The organism is Agathobaculum sp. Marseille-P7918 (assembly GCF_964248325.1).
Taxonomy (GTDB): domain Bacteria; phylum Bacillota; class Clostridia; order Oscillospirales; family Butyricicoccaceae; genus Agathobaculum.
The window spans coordinates 139,964-166,697 of the sequence record NZ_CAXTXI010000007.1 but is presented as its reverse complement, the minus strand read 5'-3'; the positions used below and the strand labels follow the sequence as shown (position 1 = coordinate 166,697).

26 protein-coding genes are annotated in these 26,734 nt (G+C 57.9%); 9 read left to right on the top strand and 17 right to left on the bottom strand.

Features of this window, described 5'->3' with window-relative positions; genetic code table 11:
* Positions 1–94: 94 nt before the first annotated feature.
* Positions 95–895, bottom strand: coding sequence for an acryloyl-CoA reductase electron transfer subunit gamma (gene acrB / locus ACESSO_RS11070; protein ID WP_373165339.1), 801 nt, complete (start codon positions 893–895; stop codon positions 95–97).
* A gap of 21 nt (positions 896–916) precedes the next feature.
* Positions 917–2,068: an acyl-CoA dehydrogenase gene (locus tag ACESSO_RS11065; RefSeq protein ID WP_373165337.1), complete on the bottom strand. Its 1,152-nt coding sequence runs from the start codon at positions 2,066–2,068 to the stop codon at positions 917–919.
* 351 nt (positions 2,069–2,419) lie between these two features.
* On the opposite strand from ACESSO_RS11065, the gene asnB reads away from it, so the two are divergent.
* Positions 2,420–3,883 (top strand): asparagine synthase (glutamine-hydrolyzing), encoded by a 1,464-nt coding sequence (gene asnB, locus ACESSO_RS11060; protein ID WP_373165336.1) that lies wholly within the window; start codon positions 2,420–2,422, stop codon positions 3,881–3,883.
* Here the strand turns inward: asnB and ACESSO_RS11055 are convergent.
* On the bottom strand, positions 3,865–4,476 hold the full coding sequence (locus ACESSO_RS11055; RefSeq protein WP_373165335.1) for a hypothetical protein: 612 nt from the start codon (positions 4,474–4,476) through the stop codon (positions 3,865–3,867). The genes asnB and ACESSO_RS11055 overlap by 19 nt on opposite strands.
* Positions 4,477–4,793: 317 nt before the next feature.
* On the opposite strand from ACESSO_RS11055, the gene ACESSO_RS11050 reads away from it, so the two are divergent.
* Entirely contained in the window at positions 4,794–6,353 is a 1,560-nt protein-coding gene (locus tag ACESSO_RS11050) for a recombinase family protein (RefSeq protein ID WP_373165332.1), read from the top strand.
* A gap of 63 nt (positions 6,354–6,416) precedes the next feature.
* Here ACESSO_RS11050 and ACESSO_RS11045 read toward each other — a convergent pair whose 3' ends face one another.
* From ACESSO_RS11045 to ACESSO_RS11030, 4 genes are read right to left on the bottom strand one after another with little or no spacing between them, the layout of a single operon-like run.
* Positions 6,417–6,986, bottom strand: a complete 570-nt coding sequence (locus ACESSO_RS11045; protein WP_373165330.1) for an NTP transferase domain-containing protein — start codon at positions 6,984–6,986, stop codon at positions 6,417–6,419.
* Complete coding sequence (locus tag ACESSO_RS11040; protein ID WP_373165328.1) at positions 6,983–9,283, bottom strand: xanthine dehydrogenase family protein molybdopterin-binding subunit; 2,301 nt, start codon at positions 9,281–9,283, stop codon at positions 6,983–6,985. Before ACESSO_RS11040 ends, ACESSO_RS11045 begins: the two co-directional genes overlap by 4 nt.
* Positions 9,283–9,744, bottom strand: a complete 462-nt coding sequence (locus ACESSO_RS11035) for a (2Fe-2S)-binding protein (RefSeq protein ID WP_373165326.1) — start codon at positions 9,742–9,744, stop codon at positions 9,283–9,285. Before ACESSO_RS11035 ends, ACESSO_RS11040 begins: the two co-directional genes overlap by 1 nt.
* Before the next feature lie 3 nt (positions 9,745–9,747).
* Positions 9,748–10,551, bottom strand: a complete 804-nt coding sequence (locus ACESSO_RS11030) for a xanthine dehydrogenase family protein subunit M (protein WP_373165325.1) — start codon at positions 10,549–10,551, stop codon at positions 9,748–9,750.
* 275 nt (positions 10,552–10,826) lie between these two features.
* Between ACESSO_RS11030 and ACESSO_RS11025 the strand changes: the two genes are divergently transcribed.
* Entirely contained in the window at positions 10,827–12,176 is a 1,350-nt protein-coding gene (locus ACESSO_RS11025; RefSeq protein ID WP_373165323.1) for an MATE family efflux transporter, read from the top strand.
* Positions 12,177–12,220: 44 nt separating this feature from the next.
* Here ACESSO_RS11025 and ACESSO_RS11020 read toward each other — a convergent pair whose 3' ends face one another.
* Together ACESSO_RS11020 and ACESSO_RS11015 are read right to left on the bottom strand one after the other, a co-directional pair.
* Complete coding sequence (locus ACESSO_RS11020) at positions 12,221–13,654, bottom strand: uracil-xanthine permease family protein (protein WP_373165321.1); 1,434 nt, start codon at positions 13,652–13,654, stop codon at positions 12,221–12,223.
* Between the two features lie 233 nt (positions 13,655–13,887).
* Positions 13,888–14,469: a xanthine phosphoribosyltransferase gene (locus ACESSO_RS11015; RefSeq protein ID WP_373165319.1), complete on the bottom strand. Its 582-nt coding sequence runs from the start codon at positions 14,467–14,469 to the stop codon at positions 13,888–13,890.
* A gap of 158 nt (positions 14,470–14,627) precedes the next feature.
* Between ACESSO_RS11015 and ACESSO_RS11010 the strand changes: the two genes are divergently transcribed.
* Genes ACESSO_RS11010 through ACESSO_RS10995 form a run of 4 tightly spaced genes read left to right on the top strand, consistent with a single transcriptional unit; the run spans position 14,628 to position 17,499 of the window.
* Positions 14,628–15,047: an asparagine synthase-related protein gene (locus ACESSO_RS11010; RefSeq protein ID WP_373165316.1), complete on the top strand. Its 420-nt coding sequence runs from the start codon at positions 14,628–14,630 to the stop codon at positions 15,045–15,047.
* A 38-nt stretch (positions 15,048–15,085) separates the two neighbouring features.
* Positions 15,086–15,523, top strand: a complete 438-nt coding sequence (locus tag ACESSO_RS11005) for a carboxypeptidase-like regulatory domain-containing protein (RefSeq protein WP_373165314.1) — start codon at positions 15,086–15,088, stop codon at positions 15,521–15,523.
* 6 nt (positions 15,524–15,529) lie between these two features.
* The gene (locus tag ACESSO_RS11000; protein WP_373165312.1) at positions 15,530–16,957 is read left to right on the top strand and encodes a peptidoglycan-binding protein; all 1,428 of its coding nucleotides are present in this window, start codon (positions 15,530–15,532) and stop codon (positions 16,955–16,957) included.
* Complete coding sequence (locus ACESSO_RS10995) at positions 16,957–17,499, top strand: peptidoglycan-binding protein (protein WP_373165309.1); 543 nt, start codon at positions 16,957–16,959, stop codon at positions 17,497–17,499. The genes ACESSO_RS11000 and ACESSO_RS10995 overlap by 1 nt, the downstream gene beginning before the upstream one ends.
* Before the next feature lie 43 nt (positions 17,500–17,542).
* Here the strand turns inward: ACESSO_RS10995 and ACESSO_RS10990 are convergent, their stop codons facing one another.
* From ACESSO_RS10990 to ACESSO_RS10975, 4 genes are all read right to left on the bottom strand, one after another.
* Positions 17,543–18,745: a peptidylprolyl isomerase gene (locus tag ACESSO_RS10990; RefSeq protein ID WP_373165306.1), complete on the bottom strand. Its 1,203-nt coding sequence runs from the start codon at positions 18,743–18,745 to the stop codon at positions 17,543–17,545.
* A gap of 98 nt (positions 18,746–18,843) precedes the next feature.
* Positions 18,844–20,319 (bottom strand): hypothetical protein, encoded by a 1,476-nt coding sequence (locus tag ACESSO_RS10985; protein ID WP_373165303.1) that lies wholly within the window; start codon positions 20,317–20,319, stop codon positions 18,844–18,846.
* On the bottom strand, positions 20,316–20,843 hold the full coding sequence (locus tag ACESSO_RS10980; protein ID WP_373165300.1) for an RNA polymerase sigma factor: 528 nt from the start codon (positions 20,841–20,843) through the stop codon (positions 20,316–20,318). The genes ACESSO_RS10985 and ACESSO_RS10980 overlap by 4 nt, the downstream gene beginning before the upstream one ends.
* 121 nt (positions 20,844–20,964) lie before the next feature.
* The gene (locus ACESSO_RS10975) at positions 20,965–22,167 is read right to left on the bottom strand and encodes a nucleotide sugar dehydrogenase (protein ID WP_373165299.1); all 1,203 of its coding nucleotides are present in this window, start codon (positions 22,165–22,167) and stop codon (positions 20,965–20,967) included.
* A 147-nt stretch (positions 22,168–22,314) separates the two neighbouring features.
* Between ACESSO_RS10975 and epsC the strand changes: the two genes are divergently transcribed.
* Both epsC and ACESSO_RS10965 read left to right on the top strand, forming a co-directional pair.
* Positions 22,315–22,974, top strand: a complete 660-nt coding sequence (epsC, locus tag ACESSO_RS10970) for a serine O-acetyltransferase EpsC (protein ID WP_373165344.1) — start codon at positions 22,315–22,317, stop codon at positions 22,972–22,974.
* Between the two features lie 338 nt (positions 22,975–23,312).
* The gene (locus ACESSO_RS10965; protein WP_373165297.1) at positions 23,313–23,948 is read left to right on the top strand and encodes a hypothetical protein; all 636 of its coding nucleotides are present in this window, start codon (positions 23,313–23,315) and stop codon (positions 23,946–23,948) included.
* 167 nt (positions 23,949–24,115) lie between these two features.
* Here ACESSO_RS10965 and ACESSO_RS10960 read toward each other — a convergent pair whose 3' ends face one another.
* From ACESSO_RS10960 to rsxE, 4 genes are read right to left on the bottom strand one after another with little or no spacing between them, the layout of a single operon-like run.
* Complete coding sequence (locus tag ACESSO_RS10960) at positions 24,116–24,523, bottom strand: Mini-ribonuclease 3 (RefSeq protein WP_373165295.1); 408 nt, start codon at positions 24,521–24,523, stop codon at positions 24,116–24,118.
* Positions 24,523–25,440: an RnfABCDGE type electron transport complex subunit B gene (locus tag ACESSO_RS10955; RefSeq protein WP_373165293.1), complete on the bottom strand. Its 918-nt coding sequence runs from the start codon at positions 25,438–25,440 to the stop codon at positions 24,523–24,525. Before ACESSO_RS10955 ends, ACESSO_RS10960 begins: the two co-directional genes overlap by 1 nt.
* Positions 25,441–25,460: 20 nt before the next feature.
* Positions 25,461–26,075, bottom strand: coding sequence for an electron transport complex subunit RsxA (gene rsxA, locus ACESSO_RS10950; RefSeq protein WP_373165291.1), 615 nt, complete (start codon positions 26,073–26,075; stop codon positions 25,461–25,463).
* The gene (gene rsxE, locus ACESSO_RS10945; protein ID WP_373165289.1) at positions 26,076–26,723 is read right to left on the bottom strand and encodes an electron transport complex subunit RsxE; all 648 of its coding nucleotides are present in this window, start codon (positions 26,721–26,723) and stop codon (positions 26,076–26,078) included.
* Between the last annotated feature and the right edge of the window lie 11 nt (positions 26,724–26,734).

Below are 26,734 nucleotides of genomic sequence, written 5' to 3'. Positions count from 1 at the left end.
GCTTGCCCTGGCGCTGCTCACAGAATACCCATACGCCGGAAAAATCGGCGAGGTTGGTGTTATTGAATTCAGCCATTATAGTTTCTCCTTTCGATCAGATGATGTGCTTCTTGAGAAGCTCAGCTGCGAGCGTTTCGCAGGTGTTCTTGTCAGCACCCTCGAGCATCTTGCCCTGGCCCTTCTGCGGGGGCGTAAAGGACTTGAAGATGTTGGTGGGAGAACCCTTCAGGCCGATGGTGGTGGGATCGATCAGCGGATCGTCCTTGAGGGTATTGTAATCATAAACCGTAACCGGCTTGGAGTAGCAATCCATAATGCCGCCCAGAGACATGTAACGCGGAACATTCAGCTCCTTGATGCAGGTCAGCAGGCAGGGGGTCTTTGCCTGGATGGTCATGTAGCCGTCCTCGAGCATACGCTTAACGGTGACGGTGTTGCCTTCCTTCTTGATGTCGGCAGCGTAGGAGATCTGCGGAATGCCGAGCTTCTCGGCGATCTGAGAGCCTACCTGCGCGGTGTCGCCGTCGATAGCCTGACGGCCGCAGAATACGATATCGTCGTCCTCAAGGCCAACCTTCTTGACAGCAGCCGCGAGGATCTGGGAGGTAGCAAAGGTATCGGAACCGCCGAACTCACGAGCGGAAACCAGAACCGCCTCGTCCGCACCGCGTGCGAGCAGCTCACGGAGCATGCCTTCTGCCGGTGCCGGGCCCATGGTGATGACAACGACCTTGCAGCCGGTTTCGTCCTTGAGCTTGAGGGCAGCCTCAACCGCGTTGAGGTCGTCCGGGTTGGTGATAGTTTCCATGGATGCGCGGTTCAGAGTGCCGTCGGGATTGACTGCAACCTTACCGGAGGTATCCGGAACCTGCTTTACACAAACAATAGCCTTCATAGTTCAGTTTTCCTCCTTTACTTAGCGCAGAACCTGACCGGCGATGACCATTCTCTGAACCTGAGAAGTGCCCTCGTAGATCTCGGTGATCTTGGCGTCACGCATCATGCGCTCCATCGGGTACTCACGGATGTAACCGTAGCCGCCGTAGATCTGTACGCACTTGGTGGTAACGTCCATTGCAACCTCAGAAGCGTACAGCTTAGCCATAGCAGCTTCCTTGGTGAACGGCAGACCAACGTCGTGGTTGAACGCAGCGCGGCGAACGAGCAGACGGGCAGCGTCGATCTGAGTGTACATATCGGCTACCATCCACTGCAGGCCCTGGAACTTGTCCAGCGTCTTGCCGAACTGAACGCGCTCCTTCATGTACTGGATCGCCTTGTCCAGAGCGCCCTGCGCGATGCCGAGTGCCTGAGAAGCGATACCGATACGGCCGCCGTCCAGCGTCATCATAGCAATCTTAAAGCCGCCGTTCTCCTTGCCGAGCAGACGGTCAGCCGGCAGATGCACATCTTCAAAGATCAGCTCAGCGGTCTGAGAACCACGGATGCCCATCTTGTGCTCGATCTTGCCGATGGAGAAGCCCGGGTCATCCTTGTCAACGATGAACGCGGAAATGCCCTTGTTGCCCTTGGTCTTATCGGTCATCGCGAAGATAACGTAAGTATCCGCACGGCCGCCGCCGGTGATGAACACCTTGGTGCCGTTGAGGATGTAGGAGCCGTCCGGCTGCTTTTCAGCGATGGTCTGCTGTGCAGCGGAGTCAGTGCCCGCGTTAGGCTCGGTCAGGCCGAACGCGCCCAGCTTTGCGCCTTCCTTAGGCTCGATGAGCGGGCGGAGCCACTTTTCCTTCTGCTCTTCGGTACCGAACGCGTAGATCGGCCATGCGCCCAGCGTGCCGTGCGCGGAAATGATAGCACCGGTGGTGCCGCATACACGGCTCATCTCTTCAATTGCGATAGAGTAGCAGACATAGTTGCCGCCGGAACCGCCGACTTCCTTGGGGAACTGAATGCCCATCAGGCCGTACTTCATCAGCTTCTGGACAGTCTCTTCCGGATAGCGCTCCTGCTCGTCGATCTCGGCTGCGAGCGGCTCTACTTCGTTAAGCGCGAACTCACGGCACATCTTCTGGAACAGTGCTTCTTCTTTTGTAAGCCTAAAATCCATGCCATATACCTCCCAAAAAATATTCGCGGGTGTACAGAAAAACACAGCACCCGATGCCCATGGGCCGCAGTGCCGTGTCCTAAGCCAACACCCTACTTTGGAGCATGTCTATTTCTATTATATCGTTTGCCGGGAATATGTCAAGGATTTAACACACTTTTGCGTGAGATTTTCGACCCGTTTTTTTCCATTGCAGCCTCATATTTTTACCCTGTGTGGAATCCCGGCTTTTGTTTGCATTTTGTATATGCATGACCGGTATCCCACGCCCTATCTGAGTGGTTTTTCACATATTCCGCGCCGCTTCCGCATAAGAAGCAGAGAAGGCCATTATATAAGGAGGAAAAGTCTATGTGTGGAATCGGCGGCTTTGTCGATTATGAACATGACGCGCGCCGCTATGCCGCAGCGGCAGAACGCATGCAGCGCAGCCTGACGCCGCGCGGCCCGGACGCGGCAGGCGACTATCAGGACGCGGACGCGGTGCTCGTCCACCGGCGCCTTATCGTCATTGACCCGGACGGCGGTTCGCAGCCCATGTATGCACCCGACGGAAATACGGTACTGGTATATAACGGAGAGTTATATAATACCGAAGAAATACGAAAAGACCTACTTGCACGCGGGCACACGTTCCGCGGTCATTCGGACACCGAGGTACTGCTGCACGCCTTTCTCGAATGGGACACGGATGCGTTCGAGCGTCTCAACGGCATTTTCGCGTTCGCCATCTGGCAGAAGAAAGAACGGCGGCTCGTGTTGTGCCGCGACCGTCTGGGCGTTAAGCCCCTGTTTGTCGCGCGCTTGCAGGACGGTATCGTGTTCGGCTCGACCATCGGCGCGATGTTGTGCCATCCGGCAGTTGAGCCAGAGGTAGACGAGGACGGTCTGCGCGCCGTACTGCTACTCGGTCCTGCGCGCCCACCCGTGTCCGGCGTATTCCGGCAGATCGACTCCCTGCTGCCCGGGCATTACGCCGTGCTCACGCCCGAGGGCTATGCCGACCGCACCTATTGGAAGCTGGAGGCGCATGAGCACCCGGACGATCTGGAAACCACCATTGCGCGCACGCACGAGCTCATCTGCGACGCGGCACAGCGGCAGCTGGTGTCCGACGTCCCGCTTGCCTGCTTCCTGTCCGGCGGACTGGACTCATCCATTCTGTCCATGCTGGCCGCCAAAACCTATGCCGCGCGCGGCGAAACACTGCACACCTGGTCGGTTGACTACCGCGACAACGACAAATATTTCACCAAAAACAGCTTCCAGCCCAACAGCGATAACGAATTCATTCAGATGATGGTCGATACGCTCGGCACAAAGCATCACAACGTCGTCATCGAGCCGGACGCCCTGTGCGCCGCACTGCTGCCCGCGACCGATGCGCGCGACCTGCCCGGCATGGCGGACGTGGACTCCTCGCTGCTGCTGTTCTGCGCGGCGGTCAAGAACGGCGGCACGACCGTGTGCCTGTCCGGCGAGTGCGCCGACGAACTATTCGGCGGCTACCCGTGGTACCACCGGGAGGAAATCCTGTTCGAGGACACCTTCCCGTGGTCGCGCTCGGTCGATTTGCGGCTCGGCCTGCTTGCGCCCGGCATTGTGCAAAACGGCGCGGAATTTGTCCGTGAGCACTATCTTGCCACCTGCCGCCGCGCAGAAAAGCTGCCGACCGACAGCAAAAAGGATGCGCGCATGCGTGAAATGTTCGTGCTCAATCTGGACTGGTTTATGGCGACCCTGCTCGAAGGAAGCGTTACACAGGGATACCGCAGCTTAGAGTCCTCCGCTCCCGTCTACTCCTCCAAGGTATAACCGTAACCGAACAGAAAGTAGTTATAGTCATCCGTGTCCGATGTAAAGGAGAGGGGAACGGTCTCTCCCGCGGTCAGCGGCCCGACATAGGCGTTATGTACCTCCAGCGGCTCGTCCGGAATGGTCGCATCATCCCCGTACTGCCGCGGATTGTCCAGTTTATATAATGAAATCTCCAGCTGTATCATACCGAAATCCACATCGGTCTGATTGGTGAAGCTGGCGCGGTGTTCACCCGCATATCCCTTGTTCCTGCCCGTATCATTATGGTAGGAAAAAGCGGTTTCGTTCAGAATGCGGTTCAGTTCCTCACGTATCGCCGCGTCAATATCCGGATTGTCCCCCGGCTGGTACAGCTCCTCCTCCGGCACCGACACATCGGCGCTGTCTGTCGGCGCAATTGGCTGCGCCTGCATTTCTTCGTCCGACAATACCTCTTCCTGCACGGTTTCCGTTTGCACGGTCTCATCTTTTCCGCCATCGTTCCATTTCGCCCAAAGCTGCGAAAACAACCCATAGAGGGAGAAAGCAATCAGCAAAATCCCGATGATTGCCAACACAAACAGACTTCCGTTTTTGACTCGCTCTTTCATAGCGCACCGCTTTCCCAAACCATACACGGGATGTAAACCCGTTTCCCCACAACCGGTTCTGCATCGGCCTATATCCTGTATTATATCAAACCAGCACAAAAATACCAGAGCAATCGACGGTTTATTTTCTATTTTCCACAATAAGGGAGGCATCTTTTCGATGACCACAACGGCAACCGTTTCCACCGGCGGCACCGCGCTGACGCCGGGTGCGCTCAAAGCGCAGATTGCGCGCATCCGTCAGGGATTTGACCGCCCGCTGCCCGATAAATAACCGTTCATAACCGCGCACATGCCACAGGAAAGGAGGAAAAAGCATGGTGGCCGTCTACACCCGCCAGTCGGTTGAACGGGCGGACAGCATTTCGGTCGAACAGCAGGCGCAGCTCTGCCGCGACGCACTGACCGCGCGCGAACTGGAAACCTGCAAGGTCTATACCGATAAGGGCTTTTCGGGCAAGAATATTGACCGTCCGGCCCTGCAGCAGCTGCTGGCCGACGCGGAAGCCGGGTTCATCGACAAAATTCTGGTCTACCGGCTCGACCGTATCAGCCGTTCGGTCCACGATTTTACCGGCCTATGCAGCCGCCTGTCCGCCAAGGGCGTGCATTTTCAGTCGGTCACCGAAGGTATCACACTGGACGACAGCCCCTCGGGTACGGTCATGGCGCAGATTATGATGGTGTTCGCGCAGTTTGAGCGCGAAACCATCCAGCGGCGCGTCACCGACAACTACTATGCCCGCGCAAAAACCGGCATGTATCTGGGCGGCCGCCCGCCGTTCGGCTTTGCCAAGGGGCAAACGCTTATCGAGGGCAAACATACCGCCTGTTATGTTCCCCACCCCGAACAGGCCGCACTGATGGCCGAACTATATACGCGTTACGCACAGGACGGTGAAACGCTCGGCTCGCTGGTGCGGTGGCTCAACGCCAACGGACACCGCACCGCGCGCAGCGGCAGCTGGTCGACACTCCCGCTCGGCCGTCTGCTGCGCAATCCCGCGTTTGTGCGGGCGGATGCGGCGGTCTACCGCTATCTGCAAGGGAAGGGCGCAACCATGAACGACCCGATCGAGTCCTACGACCAGCGGCGCGGCTGCTATTGCTATGCACCGCGCGCGGCCACACCGTCCAGGCAGCCGCCGACCGGACGCAAATTCACCGATTTATCGACCTGCTGCATCACGCTTGCCCCGCACGAGGGTCTTGTCGACGCTATGCTCTGGCTGGATGTACAGCACAAACTCGACCGGAACCGGGCGCTCAAAAGCTGCGGTTCGGGTTCGCACAGCTGGCTTTCCGGCCTGATGAAGTGCGCAAAATGCGGATACGCCATCACAGTCGTCAACAAACCCGGCGGCATGCGCGGACACTATATCAACTGCGGCGGTCGCAAGCGCGGCAGCGCGGTCTGCCCCGGCCGCAGCAAAACGGTGACGCTGGAGCAAATCGAGGGTGCGGTAGAGGCCCGGCTGCTGCACTTTCTGCGAAGCTACCGCGCGATACCGCTTCAGGCACCACAGCGGCGCAGCACACAGGTCAATCGGCTGGAAATCGCCATCGCCCAACACGAGGAAGCCATCCGGCAGCTGACGCAAAACCTCGCTCATATCCGCGAACCCGATGTCATACATATTATCTCCGCGCAAATTCATGAGGAAAATGACGAGTTGCACACCTGCAAGACGCAGCGCGATGCATTACTGTACCAAAATCAGCCCCCCGACCTCGAGCCATTCTTTTCCGCCGTACTGGACGAGTGGCCGACCTACACCATCGCAGAGAAAAAACAGATTGCCAAAGCCGCCATCGAACAGGTGCTGGTCGAAGAGGATACCATCCAAGTGGTTTTTCGCGCGCCATACGGCGATTGATATGACAATCGCTGCAAAAAAAGACTGCCGCAGAAGCCCCCCTCTGCGGCAGTCCCGTTTATTTTATTGGTTCAAATCCGACCATGCATCCACGTCGTACAGCTCCCGCTCGCTCCCCGCCTGCACCAGCACGCAGTCCGCGCCGCGCAGCAGTTCCCGGCCGCCCTCGTCGCCCTCGAGCGCGCGCAATTCGGATGCCAGCGCCGCGCAAAACAGGTTGGGATTGCCGCGCCGCTCTCCAAATACCACGCGCGCCATGCGCACGCCGGGACCCGCCGCATCCAGCAGCCGCGCGACCGTCTCGGCGGTCAGATACGGCTGGTCGGCCACGACGAACACGATAAAATCGCCGTCCTGCAAGTCGAGCGCATCCAGCCCCGCGCGAATCGTGTAGGACAGGCCCTTTTCGCTCTCCGGACTGTCCACCGCGTGAACACCGAGCGCCTCCGCGCCCGTGCGCACCGCCGCATAGCGGGAAACCACGGTCAGCGTGCAGTCCTCCCGCCCGCGCGTCAGTTCTGCCAGCATGTCCAGCCCATGCCGGTAAAGCGGCTTGCCGTCCAGCACATGCAACAGCTTATTTTCTCCGAAACGCCGGCTGTTGCCCGACGCTAAAAACAGAATGTGCTTCATTCCTGTCCCTTCCGAATGCCCCAGAGCACCTTTTCCGGTGTGATCGGCAACTCACGGTGCCAAACGCCGGTCGCGTGCGCGATGGCATGCGCCAGCGCGGGCGAGGGTGTGTTGATGACGATTTCACCAATCGATTTTGCGCCGAACGGGCCGCTCTGCTCATAGCTCGACTCAAATTCCACCCGCAGCTTGCCCATATCCAGCCGCGTCGGAATTTTGTACTGCATAAAGGAGTTTTCCACAATGCGTCCGGTCGGCTCGTAGGTCACATCCTCGAAAAGGGCCATACCGATGCCCTGTACCAGACCGCCTTCGGTCTGCACGCGGGCCAGCGCCGGATTGACCGGCGTGCCGCAGTCCACGACCGCGACGTAATCCACCACGTCGACCTGTCCGGTTTCCTTATCCAGCTCAATCTCGACCATACCGACCATGAACGGCGGGGGTGAGACGGGCGACGAATGCGAAGCGGTCGCCTGCACGGCGGTTTCATTGCCGCACATCGACTTGGTCGCGATGTCAAACAGCGAAACCTCGCCCGTGCCGTCGAGCTTTTTGACCGTACGGCCTGCAAATTCGACCTCATCCGTGCCGCAGTTCAGCATGTCCGCCGCAACCTTGCACAGATTCTCTTTGAGCTGCGCGCACGCCTTTTCGACTGCCTTGCCGGTGACATAGGTGGTCGAGGACGCATACGAACCGGAATCATACGGCGACGCGTCCGAATCCGCGCCGAACACCGCGATATCATCCACCGAGCAATCCAGACACTCGGCCGCCATCTGCGCCAGAATGGTGTCGCAGCCCGTGCCCATATCCGCCGCGCCAATCGACAGATTATAGAAACCCTCATCGCTCAGCTTGATGGTCGCGGAACCAACGTCCACGCCCGAAATGCCCGAGCCTTGCATCGCCATCGCCACGCCCGCGGTGCGCACCTTTCCATTTCCCATGTCGCGCACGGGATATTTCTCATCCCAGCCAAACAGCTCCTTACAGCGTGCCATGCAACGGTCGAGCGCGCAGGCGTTCGCCTGCTCATTATAATATGCGGTCATAACCTGTCCCTCGCGCACCATGTTGCGCTCACGGATGGCGACCGGGTCAATGCCTAATCGGTCAGCCAGCTCGCTGACCGCGCTTTCGACCGCGAAAATGCCCTGCGTTGCGCCGTAGCCGCGATAGGCGCCCGCAGCCTGCACATTGGTGTACACCACATCGTACGCAAAGCGGAACGCCTCCAGATTACCCGTGTAAAGCGGAATCGACTTGTGACCGGACAGGCCGACCGTTGTCGGGCCGTGTTCCCCGAACGCGCCCGTGTTGGACAGCGTATATACGTCAATTGCGCGGATGACGCCGTCCTTATTTGCACCGACACGCACATGCACTTCCATTTCGTGCCGCGGCGAACCTGCAATCTGGCATTCCTCGCGGGTATAGATCATCTTGGCCGCCTTGCCGGTTTTCCATGTCACCAGCGCGGGATACACCTCAGCCACGACCGACTGCTTTGCGCCGAAGCCGCCGCCGATGCGCGGCTTTTCGACGTGAATCTTGCTCTTCGGAATGTCCAGCGCATTTGCAATGATGCGGCGCACATGGAACACAATCTGCGTCGAGGAAATGATGTGCAGCCGTCCGTAGTGGTCCATCTCGGTATAGGTGCGGAAGGTCTCCATCATCGCCTGCTGGCAGGCCTTGGTGTGATAGGTGTGCTCGACGACCTCATCACAGTCGGCCAGCACCGCATCCACGTCGCCGTCGCCGCAAGCGTCGCTCGCGCACAGGTTGCGCTGGTTGTCCGCACCGACCGGGCAGAGCGAACGCCAGTTGTCCTCGGGATGCACCAGAACCTTGTTGTCCTTCGCCGTATGGAAATCCAGCACCGGTTCGAGCACCTGATATTTCACTTTGATGAGCTTTAACGCCTTATCGACCGCCTTTTCGGTTTCGCCCGCGACGATAGCCACCGCGTCACCCACAAAGCGCACGCGCTGATCGAGAATCAGCCGGTCGTAGGGCGACGGCTCGGGGAAGGTCTGTCCCGCCATGGTAAACCGCTTCTGTGGAACATCCTTATAGGTGAAAATACACTCGATGCCCGGCACTTTGCGCGCAATATCCGTGTTAATTTCCTCAATCAGCGCATGCGCGTGCGGAGAGCGCAGCACCTTGACCACCAGACAGTCATGCGGGGTCACGTCGTCCACATAGGCGGGCTTGCCCAGCAGCAGCTGCATCGCGTCCTTTTTGCGCACGGCCTTGTTCACCACGCGAAAATTTGTTTCCGCCATCATGCATCCCCCTTTCGGCTGTCCAGATAGGCGCGGATACCGCGCAGCTGGCCCTCGTAGCCCGAGCAGCGGCACAGGTTGCCCGCGAGATAGGCGCGGATTTCGTCATCGGTCGGGTCGGGATTCTCGCGCAGCAGAGCAATCGTATTCATCACAAAGCCGGGATTACAGAAGCCGCACTGCTCCGCACCCTGATCGGCGATAAAGCCGACAAAGTCCTCGGCCTCCTCCTGCAAGCCCTCGAGCGTCTGCACATGGTGGCCCGCCGCGCGCGCGGCCAGCACACTGCACGACAGCACCGGTGTGCCGTCCATCAGCACGGTGCACAGGCCGCAGTTTGCGGTTTCGCAGCCGCGCTTGACCGAATAGCAGCCATGCGCGCGCACAAAGTCAATCAGCAGCGTGTCCGCGTCGATTTCGGCGGTCAGCAGCTTGCCGTTGAGTGTCAGTTTGATTTCCATGCCTTATCCCTCCTTCCCGAGCGCCATCGCCGCCCGGCGCACCAGCACCTTGCAGATTTCACGCCGGTAGTCCGCGCTGCCGCGCAGATTTCCCGCGAGCGCCGCGCGAGATGCAATATCCTCCGCGAGAGCGCGCGCGCTGTCCTCAGTGATGCCCTGCGCCAGAATGCCCTTGTCATCGGTAAAAACAACCGCAGGCATCGGCCGCGCGCCGACGACGCAGGTATACGCCCCATCCTGCGCGGCAAGCGCCACGGTCAGCACCGGGAAATCGGTTGAAATGTTGCGCTGGGACAGGTATACGACCCGTCGCGCCGTCTTGGGCACGATCACCTCAGTCAGGATGTCGCGCGTCGTGCGCGGCAGCGCCGCAAAATCCGCGAGCGCCATTTCGCCCGCGTGATGCAGCACGACCCGCGCATCCAGCGCGAGAAACAGCGTCAGCACATCGGAAAAGCCGAACCGGCCCCACAAGCTGCCGCCGAGCGTCGCACAGTTGCGAAACTGCACGCCGACGATGTGGCGTACCGCTTCCTCCATCGCGCCTTGCGTGAGTTTATCCAATCCTTCGTGCTGTTCCAGCGCGCGCAGCGTCACCATTGCGCCGATGCGGTATTCGGTTTCGGTTTCCTCAATTTTATTCAAACCCAAATCGCACAGGTCAATCGCCGTGCCGACCTGTCGCCGGTGCATCTTAAGCCACAGCATGCCGCCCAGCACCACATTATTTTTCTTTTGGCAAAGCGTATATGCTTCGTCCAGGCTCTGTGCCCGTACATATTGATTGATCGAAAGCACCTTTCCCATCCTTCCGTCCTCATGTTCCATCTCCTGCTGCGCGGACGCCGTTCATCCGCCGGCATCCTTTGAAGCGCAGCCATCTTGCAGTCATACTCTGTTTTTCTGCCTGCTTCGCAGACATTATACCATAGAAAGCAGCTTTTCCAAAGCGGTTTCCACTATTTTTCCACAGAAAGCGCATTTGTATTTTACCCGCTTGACTTTGCCCCTAACTCATACTATACTGTAGGCAATTTACCCCCGGCCTATTTTTCCCAAATTTCAACAGGAGGTGCGCGGTCATGTCGGAGAATAACGCACTGGCGCGGCAGTTTACCCTGCCCTCGCTGATGCGCTTTGCGCTGCCCAATATCATTATGATGGTTTTTCTCTCCATGTATACCATTGTGGACGGAATGTTTATCTCCCGCTATGTCGGCACACTGGCGCTTTCCGCTGTCAACATGACTTATCCGCTCAACTGTCTGGAAATGGCGCTGGGCATCATGCTTGCCACAGGCGGCAGCGCGGTTATCGCACGGCAGCTGGGCGAAGGTGAGGAGGACAAGGCGCGGCATAACTTTTCTTTTCTGATAACGGTATCGGTCGTGGTCAGTCTGGTGTTTTTACTTGCCGCGATATTCTTCCTCGACCCGATCATTTCCGCGCTCGGTGCAAGTGAGGCGCAGTTTGACCTGTGCCGCACCTACGCGCGCATCCTGCTGCTGTTTTCGCCCGCGTTTTTCCTGCAAACCGCGTTCCAGACACTGTTCATCACGGCGGGCCGGCCCGGATTGGGCCTCGCGGCGACCGTGGGCGGTGGTCTGACCAACATCGTACTGGACTATGTGTTCATCGCGCGCTTTCACTGGGGCATCGCGGGCGCGGCAATCGCCACCGGACTGGGCTACCTTGTGCCCGCCGTGGTCGGACTGTTCTTCTTCTCCTGCAACCGGCGCGGCACGCTGTTTTTCGTCCGCCCGCGCGCGGACGGACGCATGCTGCTGTTCGCCTGCGCCAATGGCTCTTCCGAAATGGTCACCAACATCGCAAACGCCATCACAACCTACCTGTTCAACCTGATTTTCCTGCACTATTGGGGCGAGGACGGCGTCGCATCCATCACCATCGTTTTGTATTTCCAGTTTGTGTTCACCGCCGTGTTTTTCGGCTTCTCGATGGGCGTGGCTCCAGTGTTCAGCTATAAATACGGCGCGCAGGACACGCCGCAGCTGCGGCGGCTGTTCCACTACTGCATCGGCTTTGTCATCCTGTGCTCGGTGTTCTGCACCGTGCTGTCGCTCCTCGTCATCCGACCCTGTCTGGCGTTGTTCACCAATGCGGACAGCCGTGTATTCTCCATCACCATCGACGGTTTTCCGATTTATGCCGTCTCGTTCCTGTTTATGGGCGTAAGCATTTTCGCTTCCTCCCTGTTTACCGCCTTTTCAGACGGCCGCGTCTCGGCCATTATCTCGTTTGCCCGCACGCTGGTGTTTCTGGTCGGCATGCTGCTGCTTCTGCCTCTGCTGCTGGGAGAAATCGGGGTGTGGCTGGCTGTCCCGGCAGCTGAGCTGCTCGGCATTGTGGTTTCCATCCACTATCTGGTCCGTCTGCGCGTCGTATACCACTACGGCACGGCAAACGAATAGCAAAAAGCTCCTCTGCATCGCGCAGAGGAGCTTTTTCATACTGTTTAGTTTTCTGCCGGTTTCTCCTTAGGCAGCAGCACGTTCAGAATGATGGCAACGAACGCCGCCGGGACAATGCCGGAACCGCCGAACACCAGCTGCACCGCCTGCGGCAGACCAGCCAGCACCGCGCTGTTCGCGCCCAGACCGTAGCCCAAGCCGAGTGCCACGGATACGATGGTCATGCTGCGTGCGGTCAGCGGCTCACGGGTGATGAGCTGAATACCGCTCATGACAATCGACGAGAACATGATAACCGCCGCGCCGCCGAGCACGCTCTGCGGCATGATGGAAACCAACGCCGCCAGCTTGGGGAACAGACCGCACAGGATAAGGAATACCGCGCCGCATGCGAGCGCAAAGCGGTTGACCACCTTGGTCATCGTGACCAGACCGACGTTCTGGCTGAACGAGGTGTTGGGCAGCACGCCGAAGATGGCGGCGAAGGAAGAGCCGAGGCCGTCGCAGATAATGCCACCGGACAGCTCCTTATCGGTCGCCTCGCGGCCCATGCCGCCCTCCATTACGCCAGAAATATCGCCCACGGTCTCAACCGCAGTGACGATAAACATAATCATAACGGGTGCAATGGCGCGCACATCAAACACAATCGGCACCGGCATGATCTCCGGTACGGCAAACCAGCTGGCCTGCGCTACCTTGTCCCAGTTGAGCACCCATGCCTTGGTGTACTCCACGCCCTCGGCAGTCACGCCGGTGGACGAGATAAACAGCGGCAACACCGCGCACAGCACATAACCGAAAATGATGCCGAGCAGGATGCACGAATAGCTCAAAACGCCCTTGGTGAAATGCTTGAAAATCAAAATAACGACCAGCACCGCCAGCGCAATCAGCAGGTTTTCAACCGATCCGTAATCCTTCGCGCCCGTTCCGCCGCCAAACGAGGCAACGCCCACGCTGATGAGCGACAGACCGATGGACAGCACAACCGTACCGGTTACGACCGCGGGGAAAAACCGGCGCAGCGGCTTGAGGAAGAAGCCCAATACGCCCTCAAACAGACCGCCAATGATGGATGCACCCATCATCGCGCCGTAAGCGAGAATACCGCCGCCCATGACGTTGGCCACGCTCTGGAACACGCCGATAAAGCCCGAGCTGGTACCCATGATGATCGGCACCTTGCCGCCGACAGGTCCGATGGCGAACAGCTGCACCAGCGTTACAATACCAGCAATCAGCATCGCGTTCTGCAACAGCGACACCTGAATCGCCGCGAACTGCTCCGCGTCGCTCATCGCGGCGCATGCGCTCGTGATGATGAGAATGGGCGTTAGGTTGCCCACAAACATTGCCAGCACGTGCTGAAGACCCAGCGGAATCGCCTGCCCCAGCGGCAGCTTGGCATGAAAGTCGTACGGTCCGAAAAACTTCTTTTCCGCAGCCGCACCGTTTTGCTGCTTTTCTTTTTCCATTTTATCCTCCCTGCTTACCGTTTTGTGTAATGAAGCGTTTTTATTATAACAAAAACAGGCGGCTGCTCCCACCTGCTTTTGCTGTTTTTTTGCCCCGAACCCGTATTTTCTACAAATAAGCCAACAGACCACGCATCAAAGCGGCTTCTCTTGTCTTGTTTGACGCAAACTGCCGCTGTGTCTGCGCCGCCGCAAAAGACAAAACCGGCTGTACCAGCCGGTTTTGTATGTTCTCAGTCGTCCCGGAAGCGCACGGTCTGTGTTTCGGCATCCATGCCGTCCACGATTGCCAGTGACTCGACACGCAGCCCCTTTTCCCGCAGCATTTTGCCGCCGCACTGGAAGCCCTTTTCGATTACGATGCCAATGCCCGCGACCTTTGCGTGCGCCGCCTCAATGATCTGACACAGGCCCATCGCCGCGCAGCCGTTGGCGAGGAAATCGTCGATAATGAGCACATTTTCGCCCGGCTGTAAAAAGCGGCTGGCCACAATGACCTCATACTTGCGCTTGTGCGTAAACGATTCGATCGGCGCGGACAGCATCGTGCCGTCCAGATTGATCGACTGCGATTTTTTGGCGAACACCACCGACACACCGAAATACTGCGCCACAATCGCCGCAATACCGATACCGGAGGCTTCAATGGTCAGGATTTTGTCAACCTTGACGTCGGCAAACCGCCGCTTGAATTCCTTGCCGATCTCGTTGAACAGGTCAATATCCATCTGGTGATTGAGGAAATTATCCACCTTCAGCACATTTCCCTCTTTAATGACGCCGTCTTTTCTGATTCGTTCTTTCAAAAGTTCCATGCTCTTGCTCTTCCTTGTCCGTTTCATCCTCATATGTTCTTGTTAAAAGCATAACATTTTTCGCGCGCGCTGTATACCTTTTTTTCGCGGATTTTTACACATTTCTGATTTTCTCCGGTCGGTATCCTGCTGCAACGCTGCGCGACCGCAAGGACCGCATGAGCATGTATTCCGGTCTGGAGGTGCGCGTGCCCTTCTGCGACCACCGCATTGTCGAGTATGCCTACAACATGCCATGGGATTTCAAGGCGCTGAACGGACGGGAAAAAGGCGTTGTGCGCCGCGCATTTGCGCACGAACTGCCAGAGGAAATCGTCCTGCGCAAGAAAAGCCCTTACCCCAAAACCTTCCATCCGGCCTATACCCGCCTGTGCGCCGACTATGTCCGCCGCATCTTTGAGGACAGCGACTCCATTGCCGCACATCTCTTTAACCATGCCGCGGTCGAAGCACTCATGGAAAGGCCGGAAAGTCTGGCCGAGCCTTGGTACGGTCAGCTCATGCGTACCCCGCAGATTTTCGCCTATATCATCCAAATCGACCGCTGGCTGCGGCAGTACAAGGTGCGGCTGGTGTAATTCAGCCGCCCATTCCGCTTGACAAGGAGGTTTTGCCCATGCCCAATCCCACCGAAGATTCCGCCGTGCTGCGCGTGGTTGTCACAACTGCGCTCGGTGCGCTGCCGCTGGCAGATGCCTCGGTTACGGTATCGACCGCCGCAGACGAGACCGGCGCGCGCGAGCTGCTTTACTCGGTGCGCACGGACGAGGGCGGCATGACGCCGCCCATGACGCTGCCCACCCCGCCGCGCTCCAACTCCATGACGCCGGACGGCGGTCTGCCCTACGCAGTCTATACGGTCGAAGTCGCGCGCCCGGGCTACACCCCGGTCACCGCGCTGCATGTGACCATGTTTTCCGGCGTACCCGCCGTGCTGCCTGTCGCGCTCACGCCGCTGCCGGAAAACCGGTCCTCCGCCCAGACCGACCTGACCGCTACGGGTGAGCCGCAGGTGCTGTACCACGACCAATCCAATCCCAATGCAGAGGAGTGATTCGCTTTGCCCCAGTCCCCGGTGACCATCCCGGAAACCATCACGGTGCATTTAGGCCCGCCTTCATCCGCCGCACAGAACGTCACCGTGCCCTTTGCCGACTACATTAAGAACGTGGCTTCGTCGGAAATTTATCCGACATGGCCCGAGGAGGCCATCCGCGCCAATATTTATGCGCAAATCTCCTATGCGCTCAACCGCGTGTTCACCGAATGGTACCGCGCGCAGGGCTACGACTTTGACATCACCAACTCCACGCGCTACGACCAGTCCTTCGTCCCCGGGCGCGACATTTTCGAGAATATTTCCACCATTGTCGACGATATGTTCAACAGCTACCTGACCCGCGGCAACGCCATCGAGCCGCTGTTCGCCCAATACTGCAACGGCACGACGGTGACCTGTCCCGGCGGCCTGAGCCAATGGGGAACGGTGCCGCTGGCCGAGCAGGGCATGACTGCGGAGGAAATTGTGCGATATTACTATGGAGATGACATTAACATTGTGCGAAATGCCCCTATCGCCCCCAACCTTGGCGGGTCGTGGCCGGGCGTAACCTTCCGGCTGGGCGATGTGTCCGAGGAGGTGCGCACCATCCAGAACCGCCTCAACCGCATTTCAACCAACTATCCCAACATCCCGAAAATCTATCCGGTCGACGGTATCTACGACGCGGACACCGAACGCGCGGTGCGTGCTTTCCAGAAGCAGTTTAACCTCGGCGTGGACGGCATCGTCGGCCGCGCGACATGGTACCGCATCGCGTTCATTTACAACAACGTCAAGCGCCTGAGCGAGCTGGACAGCGAAGGACTGCTGCTCGACGAAATCTCGCGCCAGTTCCCCGAAACGCTGCGCGAAGGCGCGACCGGCCCAGGCGTGCAGCTGCTCCAGTATTTTCTTGCCATTGTGGGCGAATATTACGACCAGCTGCCGCGTTGGCAGCCCAGCCAGATTGACGGCATTTTCGGTCCGCGCACGCGCGAGGCCGTCGAAGCCTATCAGCGCATGATGGGGCTGACCGTGGACGGCATCGTCGGCCGCAACACGTGGAATGCGCTGGTGTCCACCTACCAGTCCGTGCTGGCCGTGCAGCCCGACCAGGGCTTTCTGGGTGAGGTCGCCGGTCTGCCGGACATCTTCCTGGTCGAAGGCATGCGCGGCGAAGCGGTGCGCGAGGCACAGGAGCTTATCAACATCATCGCGCGCGGCTATCCCGAGGTTCCGTCCGTTGCGGTCGACGGCATTTTCGGTCCCGCGACACGAAATGCGGTTTCGGTCATCCAGTCGATATCCGGCCTGCCCGCCACCGGCGCAATCGGCCCGCTGACATGGGAGGAAATGGCCTTGCTTGCGCGCGACGTGCTGGTTTCCTCGCAAACCAGTGAAGGACAATACCCGGGCTATCCGGTGGGAGAGGAGACGACCGCCTGATGTATACCGACAGCCAACGCAGAACGCACATTTATGATTTACAGCGGTTTCTGCGCCGCATCCAGCAGGAGCAGGGTGCGGTGCAGCCGCTCGCGCCGGACGGCATTTTCGGTCCGGAAACCGCCGCCGCCGTGCGGGAATTTCAGCGGCGGGGCCGTCTGCCCGTGACGGGTACAGCCAATTTTGACACATGGACGGCTATTTATGCCGCTTATCTCGCCCTGACCGACCTTGACGCGCTGCCCGCTGCGGTCGACTTTTTCCCCGCGGGCATGGATGCCAAACTCAAGCGCGGCGACAAAGGCCCCTCGGTCTTTGTGCTCCAGCTCATGCTGGGTACGGCTACGCCGCACTTTGAAGGCACGCTTCCCGTCCCGCTTACCGGCGAATACGACGCGGACACCGAGGCCGGTGTACGCCAAGCACAGGGGGTATTTCAGCTGCCGCAGACCGGTCAAACCGACCGGGCCACCTGGGCGGCGCTCACACTGTTCCATAACAGCTTTTTCGGTCGCACTCCGCTGGCGTGGACGTTGGAATAACAGCAAAAAGGACGCCCGAAGGCGTCCTTTTTGTGTGATATCGTTATTCTGCCGCGTCTGCGGTCTCGGCAGCAGCGTCATCCGTCGCAGCCGTGTCATCCGTTGCAGCAGCGTCATCCGTCGCCGCTGTATCGTCCGTGGCAGATGCGTCCGCTGCCGCGTCCTGCGCATTGAGAATCTCCTGCACTTCGGCCGGAATATAATCGCGCACATTCTGATAGGTAATTTCATCATATACGTCGGTTGTCTGTACGTCCGCCTCCTGCATCCACTGGGTCAGCAGGTCGTCCATCGTACCGGCCACTGCCGTCGTCAGCTGGTTTTTGTAATTCTCGAGCTGACCGTCCACATCCAGCGCCATGCGCTTGATGATATGATAGCCGTAGGGCGACTTGACCAGACCGGATACCTCGTCCTCAGCCAGCGCTTTAGCGCCGTCGTAGAACTCGGTAACCATATCCCCATCGGTGAAGATGTAGCCGTCCGGATTGCCGGAAAGACCCGGATCCTCGCTGTACTCGTTCATCAGTGCGTCATAGTCCTCGCCTGCGTTGATGCGGTCCAGAATCTTCTGCGCCTCGGCCTTGGCCTCCTCATCCGTGCGGATGGTTTCGCCTGTGGTGGGATCGACAGTCGAAATCAGGATGTGCTTTGCAGCGATGTAGTTATCGGCAAAATACTGCCGCAACTCCTCGTCGCTCGGCACATTGGCGCCGTTTTCGCCGAAATAGTATTCGTTGAGCGCATTGTAGCACTGGCTGATATACATAAAGTTGCTATAGCTCTGATCCGAGAAGCCAAAGCCGGCGATCTGCTTGACAAAAGCGTCATAGCCCATCGAATCAATGGTATCCTGACGCAGCTGGGTCATCTGCTTTTCCTGATTGTAGGTCAGCTTGAGACCCAGCTCGTTAAACTTCTGCAATACCACGCGCGCATATACCGACTGATCCTTGGCAGCCTGCGGCATGGAAGCACCCAGTGTTGCAGCGGCATATTCGTCGTTCCACACATCGCTCATGCCGAACTGCGCATACATATTGGCATAATACGCCATGTTGTACAGCATATATCCCGCATATTCATCCGCGCACACCTCGTCGCCGTTGACCGTCATCACGACCGGTGCGCCGCTGTTCAGCGGCTGATACTGGATGGTCATGCTTGCCGTTCCCCAGATGGTACCGCCCATAACGACAACCAGCATCACAACCAGCGCGACGACGCGCTGCACCATTTTGCTCATATTCTAACTCTCCTTATCGCGTAATCGAAACAGACTTTAATCAGTATAGCACCTTTCGGAGGGCGATACAAGCAAAAACACAAAATCGTCACAATCCGTCAAGCTACCGCTGCCGATCGCTCCAGCTGCGTATTGAAATTCGTGTAATGCTGGACACGGTAACGATCACGCCAATCATGCGACCGCTCCTGCGACGATCTGTATGGCAGACGCACCGGATGTGCCGGATGATAATAGTTAACGCCCGTCCCACCGAAGGTACGGATTTCATCCAGTTGCATCACATAGAGCACATAGCCGCGCGGATTGTCTGCACCCAGCGGATAGCTGACTACACCACTGATCTGGTTGCTGGTATACGTGCCGAACATGTTGCTCGTCGTTACAGTACTGTCCGATAAATCGGGAATGGACGCGGCATAGGTCTGCCCCTGCTTCTCGTACACCAGCCGTCCGCCAATCAGGTCATGACCGTAATCGCTGTCCTCGAAAACAGAAAATGCATCACCCCAGTACGCGCTGCCCTGCACCCACTCGAACCGCTCCAGCACTGCCATGCGGTACTCCGGCAGTTCAATATAATAAGTGGATGCGATCATCGTATCCTTACCGGGTGGGATCTCCGGCTCGATGGGCGCGCGTTTAGGCGAGTTGGTCTGGTCACACAGCGTTATGCTTTGTGAATCTGGGCCAAACGACAGCATCTCCGCGCAGCAAGCGACATGAAATGCGCCGTCCAGCGCGCGCACGTCCTCATCCTTGAGGTCGGCCAGCACTTCGTCCGGCAAACCGAGGTCAGAAAGCTGCTGCCGCAGTTCGGCCTCGCCGTGTTCCTCCATCGGCGCAGCGTCCAGCCGCGGATGGTTAACGCACACGCTCAAGGCCAGCATGAGCAGCAGACAGCCGCCGAGATAGCCCCATCTCACCGCACTCGTGTTCAGACGCACCGGAGCCGCAGTAAAACAGTACCCGGCTTCGCCCATCGTCTCACCCAGCCGGAACAGTGCGCGCACGATGCACACAAAGGCAATCAGCATGGGGATCGCAGCCAGCCAGCTGTGCGCCAACGGCGAAAACGCCAGCACAAGGATAAGCCCTTCCCAGCACACAGCCGCTTTGAGCGGGTCGTTCTTCGGTTCGATGCCCGCCGCGCGGCACACCTGCCGCAGCCCAGCACGCAGTGCAAGCATCTGCACAATCTGGATGCCCATGCCCGCCAGTCCGAGGCCGATATCCAAATCACCCGTTGGCAGCCAAGGCGTGACCGACAGCACCAGAAACGCCCCTTCCCAGACCAGCCGCACGGCAGAAAGCGCCCACGCCAGTCGAAAGGCCGCGCCGTTGCGGCGCAGCGCACGGAAGCCCAGATATTGCAGCACTACGCCCACCGCGGGCAGCAGGTATTGTAAATACAGAAAGTTGAGCGTAATACCGGTCAGTGCCAGGCCCCCTGCAATGCGGTCAATCGGCTCATGCCACGGGTTGACCTCATCGACCACGCCCTGCGAGGGTATGGTATCAGCGATCTCCTGCTCGATCATCCGGTCAAATTCGTCCCGTTCGGGTCCGGTCATAGCGCGTCACCTCCCAACGCCTTTTGCAGATGGCGGCGCAGACGGTACAACCGTCCCTCGACCGCCCGCTCAGTCAGTCCCATTTCCGCCGCGATCTGCGCGGTGGACTGCAAATAATAATACTTGCGGTAAAACAGCAGCTGCTCGGACGCACCGAGCGCGTCAACCGCTTTTTGCAAAAGCCGCGTGCGCTCACGCCGCAGCACTTCCTCCTCCGGTGAGGGAGAAGCCCCTGTCTGCTCGTCCCATGCCTCGTCCGGCGCGCGCCGACGTCGCAGCCGGTCGACCGCTGCGTTGCGCGCCACAACCGTCATCCACGCGGCCAGCGTGCCCTTTGTGCGGTCAAATGACGCAAACCGCTCCCAAACATGCATCCACACATCGCTGACACATTCTTCCGTGTCCTGCGTGTCGCGCAGGATGCCGCGCACGATGTACTGCACCATCGGGCCATACTGCTTTTGCAAGAGCGTTACGCCTTCTGCATCGCCCGCAGAAAGCAGCGCGAGGATTTTGTCGTCCATGCTGCCGCCCCCCTTTCCCTATCCTGTCTACCTATATCTACGCAAATCCGCCGCAAAACCCACGCATTTTCCATAAAAAAAACGGCACAGCGTTTGCTGTGCCGTTTTGGGCCATGCGTGATTACTCCATCAGTCCGACGCAGTCGTAATACGGCTTCTCGGCAATCAACTTTTTGTTATCTTTAAACAAAGTATGACCGAGCGTAATCACCAGATAATCCGCCTTGGCGAGAATCTCCTCAAAGGAGACGTTCGGAATACCCTTTACCTCGCTGTCCTTTGCAAACGGCTCACAGGCGATGACATTCACGCCCTTCTCCTGCAAAATGTGGCACAGCTCGATCGAGGGGGACTCGCGCAGGTCATCCACATCCGGCTTATAGCTCAGGCCGAGCACGCCGACCGTATCGGTGACCTTGCCCATCTTAGAGACGACCTTTTCGGCCACAAAGCGCGGCTTGTTCTCGTTGCGCTCGCGCGCGGCGAGGATAACCTTGGCCTCCGCCGGGAACTGCTCGTAAATAAACCACGGGTCGACCGCGATGCAGTGACCGCCCACGCCCACGCCCGGGGTCAGGATGTTGACGCGCGGATGGCAGTTGGCGAGCTTAATCAGCTCGAATACGTCAATGCCCATCTTGTCGCAGATGACCGACAGCTCGTTGGCATACGCGATGTTCACATCGCGGAAAGTGTTCTCGGTCAGCTTGCACATCTCGGCGGTCAGGTCGTCGGTCTTGTGCACCACGCCCTTTTCCAGCACCTTTTCGTAGATGGAGGCTGCCATTTCAGCGGCTTCCGGCGTGCGTGCGCCGACGATGCGGTCGTTGTTCTTCAGTTCATACATCATATTGCCCGGGATGACACGCTCCGGGCAGTGCGCAACATGAATCTTGTCCATGTCGATACCGGACTCCTCGGAGAGCACACGCGCGAGCATTTCGGTGGTGTGCGGCGGCACGGTAGATTCCAAAATCACCAGATTGGGCGCTTCGAGCACCTTGCCCGCCATGCGGCCCGCGGATTCAACATACTTGAGGTCGGCCTTGTGGCTGCCGGTTTCATCCTGATAGAACGGCGTGGGTACAGCGATATAGAACACATCGGACTTGCCCAGCTCGCTGGAGAAGTGCAGATGTCCATGTGCCACGGCGGTTTCAAACGCCTCCTGCAGGCCTGGCTCGACGATATGGATGTGACCGCCCTTGAGGGTTTCGATCGTTTTTTCGTTTACATCAAAGCCGCAGACTTCAAAACCGGCTTCCGCGAGGGTGATCGCGGTCGGCAGGCCGATATAGCCCAGTCCCATGACAGTAATTTTCATAATAATCTTCCTTCATTCAGCAAAATCTTCTTACATTATACCACTTTTTTTCTTAATTTCAATCAAAGGTTTGAATTTTCACACCGAAACCGCTATAATGGATGGTATCACAAATTCACACTATTTTGATAGGATGATTGTTTTATGATTTTCAAGGGGCTGCTCGATGACGCGCGCTCGATCCGCGACCGCGATCCGGCCGCGCGCACCACACTTGAAGTTTTTCTGCTTTATCAGGGCTTTCATGCACTAATCTACCACCGTCAGGCGCACTGGCTGTACAAACACAAGCATTTCTTTCTCGCGCGTGCGCTTTCACAGTTTGCCCGCCATATGACCGGCATCGAAATTCATCCGGGCGCGACCATCGGCCACCGTCTGTTCATCGACCACGGCATGGGCATTGTCATCGGTGAGACTGCCGAGATTGGGGACGACTGCACGATTTACCATGGTGTGACGCTTGGCGGCACCGGCCACGACACAGGAAAACGCCACCCGACCATCGGCAACAACGTGCTGATTTCGACAGGCGCAAAGGTGCTCGGCCCGTTCACCGTGGGCGACAACAGCCGCATCGGCGCAAATGCGGTTGTCTTGCAGGAAGTGCCGCCCAACTCGACCGTGGTCGGCATCAAGGCCCGTGTGGTTAAGATCGACGGCCAGCGTGTGCCGTCTTATGACCTCGACCAGATCCATCTGCCCGATCCGCTGGCACAGGAGCTGTGCCGCTTGCAGCATCGTGTGTATGTCAATGAGCAAAAGCTCAAACGCGAAGAGATGCGCGAACACGAAGCAGACGAATAAACGCAAGGCTGTTCCGTGACTGGGTCTTCAGGCACGCAGCATTGCTGCATGCAAACTTCTCCTGCGTGTTGATGGAAAAGAAGGCATGAACTTGCCGTGTGCGCATATTTCAAACGCATCGTATTATGACAAAAGCCATACCCAAAATCGCGGGTATGGCTTTTCATTTTCCCCATGGCACGTGATTTTCGGTTTATCTCACCAAGGGATGCTTACCGTTTTTGTTGGTATTTCAAATTGACTTTCTTATACACAAGATATATGATCGCAATGATGGAAAACCATATAAACCGATTCAAACGGATACTGAGCAACGATTTATGATGTGGGGGATCACAATGAAAATCAGCACTAACGCAAATTATTATCCATATTTACGCAATATTTTTCAAACGAAAACAGCATCACAGCCAAATCTGTCAACGATACTCCAATCGGATCGCACCAGCCAATCACTCGATTGCGCCGAACCGGTTTACTGGGTCGACTCTGTAGATGCACTTGGCCAACCTTGCCAGATTGGTGTCACGCGGGATGACATTCTGAATCAGTACAAGGAGTGGAAAGCACAGCAGCCGCCGCTAGAGATACCGAATAAAAACGGCTGGTCCAGCGCCAACATGAAATTTCTTCAGGAGCGGTATGGGGATTGCGACGAATTGCCTGTTTTCCGGCGTTTTGAACTTCTTGATGTTCTGCAAGAGATGAATATTTTGAATGGACAGGGATTGCAGGAGAAATTTCTCCCATCAAAAATGGTTACAACCGATCCATCCTCTTTTCGCTGCACCGGCCGCGAATTGCAAGACGGATCTTGGCTTGCATTGGCGGAAGATGGAACGGAAACCGTTTATCCCAGCAGGGAGGCATGGGAAAACGCAGAATTCAGCGAACAGTTTTGGGGCGCGTCTCCGATTAAGGATTTTCGGACTTTAGATGATGTACTAAACTGGGTAGAAGAAAATAAATACTGATCTGCGCCTCTGTCCCTATCTATTTGCTTTTAGCAGACTCCAGCCAAGAAAGGAAGTCAAGCAGTGCTTCTTGCCTTTCCACACCACCTCAGTCTGCTGACGCAGCTGCCTGCCGGCTGCCGCCAAATAACAAAAAGGACGCTTTCCCGTTGGGAAAGCGTCCTTTTTCATTCTTTAAACCCTTCGGCAATAATGCCGAACAGCTCATTGATGCGCTCATACCGTCCCTTGAGATACAGCCAGCCAAACAACGCCTCAAGCGCGGTCGCCTGCGAATACTCCGCGGTTGACGCCGACTTGGGCACGCTCTTGGGTTTGGCGTTGCGGCCGTGGCGGTAAATCTCCTGCTCCGCTTCGTTAAGCAGAGGCAGAATGCGCTGCACGGCTTCCGCCTGCGCGGGTGCGCACACCAGCTGCGTCGTGCGTCGATGCAGGTTTTTCGCGGTCTGCATGCCGCCGCAGGCCAGAAGCGACCGCACCAGCACCTCATAAACGGCATCGCCCACATGGGCGAGCGCGAGGCTCGACATGCGGGCGATAGCAGCGTCATCCAAAATCGGATGCAAATAATCCATTACTTGTCCTCGGATGCCTTTTCCGCAGCGGGGGCTTCCGCAGCCTTGGCAGCCTCTGCCTTAGCCTTCGCAGCAGCCGCCTGCTTTGCCTGCATCTCCTTGAACTTGGCCTTTTCCTCTTCGGTCGGCACCGGCTCGATGCAGCCCTTCGGGCAGGCCTTGGCGCACATCTTGCAGTTCTTGCACTTGTCGTAGTCAATCTTGGCTACGCCGTCAATCACATGAACCGCATCAAACTTACAGGTCTTTTCGCACATCTTGCAGCCGATGCAGCCGTTCGAGCAGACCTTCATGACCTCGGGACCCTTATCGCGGTTTACACAGTTGACGTGTACCTTCTTGGAGTCCGGGATGAGGTTAATCAGCTTCTTCGGGCAGGCCGCGACGCACTGGCCGCAAGCCACGCACTTATCCGCATCAACCTTTGCCACACCGTCCACAATGTGGATAGCGTCAAACCCACACGCCTTGACGCACGAGCCGAGGCCCATACAGCCGTAAGCGCAGGCCTTGGGGCCGTTTGCAACACGAAGCGCTGCGGAGCAGTCCTGCAGACCTTCGTACTTTGCCTTGTCAACCGCGTTGCAGCCGCCGTTGCAGTAAACGTGCGCAACCTTGCGCTCGCCAGCTTCGACCGTCACGCCCATAACCTCGGCGATCTTGGCTGCCGCCGCAGCACCGCCGACCGGACAGCCGTTGACCGGCGCCTTGCCTTCTACAATCGCAGCCGCCAGACCGTCACAGCCCGGGAAGCCGCAGCCGCCGCAGTTTGCACCCGGCAGGCACTCACGAACCCGCGGTACGCGCTCATCCACCTCGACTGCGAACACCTTAGCCGCGATGCCGAGCAGGATGGCGAACACGACGCCCATGATAAACAGGACCGCGACCGCAGAGATAATATTTTGCATATCCATTTCTTATCTTTCCCCCTTGCTTACCAGATCGACAGGCCGGAGAAGCCCATGAAGGACATCGCGAGCAGCGCCGCGGAAATCAGCGCAATCGGGAAACCTTCAAAGCACTTGGGGCACTGGGCCGTTGCATCCAGACGCTCACGGATAGAAGCAAACAGCACGATTGCGAGCGTGTAGCCCACACCGGCGCACACGCCGTAAACCATCGAGCCGATGAACGAATAGCCGTTGTCAATGTTGGAAATGGCCGCGCCAAGCACCGCGCAGTTGGTGGTGATCAGGGGCAGGAAGATACCGAGCGCGGAGTACAGCGCCGGCATCGCCTTTTTCATAAACATCTCAACGAACTGCACGAGCGTTGCGATAACCAGAATGAACGCGATGGTCTGCATGTATTCCAGACCGAGCGGCTCGAGGATGAAGTACCAAACCGCCCACGACACGGCGCTTGCCAGCGCCATAACGAAGATAACCGCCATGCCCATGCCGATAGCCGTATCGGTTTTCTTGGAAACGCCGAAGAACGAGCAGCAGCCGAGGAACTGGACAAGAATGTAGTTGTTGACCAGAACCGCTGCCACAGCAAGCGACAGCACTTCGGTCAGGCCCATTGCATCAGGAAAATTGAAAGCCATTTACTTGTCCTCCTTTCCGGACATGATCTTCTGGATTGCCGCGAAGATGAAGCCCATCATCAGGAAGCCGCCGGCCGGCAGAATCATCATAACCGCCGGGTTGGTGCTCAGACCGGGGATGGCGAAGCCTTCCGCCGGGATGAAGCTCAGGAACGGCAGCAGGGTGGACAGACCGGACAGCACCGTGCCGGCGCCCAGCAGCTCACGGAAGAAGCCCATGAGGACCAGAGCAAACGTAAAGCCCAGACCCATGCACACGCCGTCCAGCGCAGAGGGCAGCACCTTGTTCTTGGAAGCATACGCCTCGGCACGGCCGAGGATGATGCAGTTAACAACAATCAGCGGCAGGAACAGGCCGAGAGACGCCGCCAGAGACGGCACAAACGCCTGCAGTGCCAGGTCGATCATAGTAACGAAGGTTGCGATGATCGTGATGAACGCCGCGATACGGATTTTATCCGGGATAAACTTGCGCAGCGCGGAAATAACGACGTTGGAGCAGATCAGAACGATGGTTGCCGCAACGCCCATGCCAATACCGTTGGACAGCGAGGTCGTCGTTGCCAGCGCAGGGCACAGACCGATGGTCTGCATGAAAATCGGGTTGTCGAGGATGACGCCCGCTTTCAACTGTTCAGAAAATTTCATTTGGCTCTTCC

Coding starts and splice junctions, on each gene's coding strand:
- ACESSO_RS11025 (WP_373165323.1), top strand. CDS start 10,827: ATGTCGGAGAATAACGCACTGGCGCGGCAGTTTACCCTGCCCTCGCTG.
- ACESSO_RS10980 (WP_373165300.1), bottom strand. CDS start 20,843: ATGGACGACAAAATCCTCGCGCTGCTTTCTGCGGGCGATGCAGAAGGC.
- ACESSO_RS10995 (WP_373165309.1), top strand. CDS start 16,957: ATGTATACCGACAGCCAACGCAGAACGCACATTTATGATTTACAGCGG.
- ACESSO_RS11020 (WP_373165321.1), bottom strand. CDS start 13,654: ATGGAAAAAGAAAAGCAGCAAAACGGTGCGGCTGCGGAAAAGAAGTTT.
- ACESSO_RS10985 (WP_373165303.1), bottom strand. CDS start 20,319: ATGACCGGACCCGAACGGGACGAATTTGACCGGATGATCGAGCAGGAG.
- ACESSO_RS11005 (WP_373165314.1), top strand. CDS start 15,086: ATGCCCAATCCCACCGAAGATTCCGCCGTGCTGCGCGTGGTTGTCACA.
- ACESSO_RS10990 (WP_373165306.1), bottom strand. CDS start 18,745: ATGAGCAAAATGGTGCAGCGCGTCGTCGCGCTGGTTGTGATGCTGGTT.
- ACESSO_RS11045 (WP_373165330.1), bottom strand. CDS start 6,986: ATGAAGCACATTCTGTTTTTAGCGTCGGGCAACAGCCGGCGTTTCGGA.
- rsxE (WP_373165289.1), bottom strand. CDS start 26,723: ATGAAATTTTCTGAACAGTTGAAAGCGGGCGTCATCCTCGACAACCCG.
- rsxA (WP_373165291.1), bottom strand. CDS start 26,075: ATGGCTTTCAATTTTCCTGATGCAATGGGCCTGACCGAAGTGCTGTCG.
- ACESSO_RS11015 (WP_373165319.1), bottom strand. CDS start 14,469: ATGGAACTTTTGAAAGAACGAATCAGAAAAGACGGCGTCATTAAAGAG.
- ACESSO_RS10955 (WP_373165293.1), bottom strand. CDS start 25,440: ATGGATATGCAAAATATTATCTCTGCGGTCGCGGTCCTGTTTATCATG.
- ACESSO_RS11030 (WP_373165325.1), bottom strand. CDS start 10,551: ATGGGAAAGGTGCTTTCGATCAATCAATATGTACGGGCACAGAGCCTG.
- ACESSO_RS11040 (WP_373165328.1), bottom strand. CDS start 9,283: ATGGCGGAAACAAATTTTCGCGTGGTGAACAAGGCCGTGCGCAAAAAG.
- ACESSO_RS11055 (WP_373165335.1), bottom strand. CDS start 4,476: ATGAAAGAGCGAGTCAAAAACGGAAGTCTGTTTGTGTTGGCAATCATC.
- ACESSO_RS11035 (WP_373165326.1), bottom strand. CDS start 9,744: ATGGAAATCAAACTGACACTCAACGGCAAGCTGCTGACCGCCGAAATC.
- ACESSO_RS11010 (WP_373165316.1), top strand. CDS start 14,628: ATGAGCATGTATTCCGGTCTGGAGGTGCGCGTGCCCTTCTGCGACCAC.
- ACESSO_RS11050 (WP_373165332.1), top strand. CDS start 4,794: ATGGTGGCCGTCTACACCCGCCAGTCGGTTGAACGGGCGGACAGCATT.
- acrB (WP_373165339.1), bottom strand. CDS start 895: ATGAAGGCTATTGTTTGTGTAAAGCAGGTTCCGGATACCTCCGGTAAG.
- ACESSO_RS10965 (WP_373165297.1), top strand. CDS start 23,313: ATGAAAATCAGCACTAACGCAAATTATTATCCATATTTACGCAATATT.
- ACESSO_RS10975 (WP_373165299.1), bottom strand. CDS start 22,167: ATGAAAATTACTGTCATGGGACTGGGCTATATCGGCCTGCCGACCGCG.
- ACESSO_RS10960 (WP_373165295.1), bottom strand. CDS start 24,523: ATGGATTATTTGCATCCGATTTTGGATGACGCTGCTATCGCCCGCATG.
- asnB (WP_373165336.1), top strand. CDS start 2,420: ATGTGTGGAATCGGCGGCTTTGTCGATTATGAACATGACGCGCGCCGC.
- ACESSO_RS11065 (WP_373165337.1), bottom strand. CDS start 2,068: ATGGATTTTAGGCTTACAAAAGAAGAAGCACTGTTCCAGAAGATGTGC.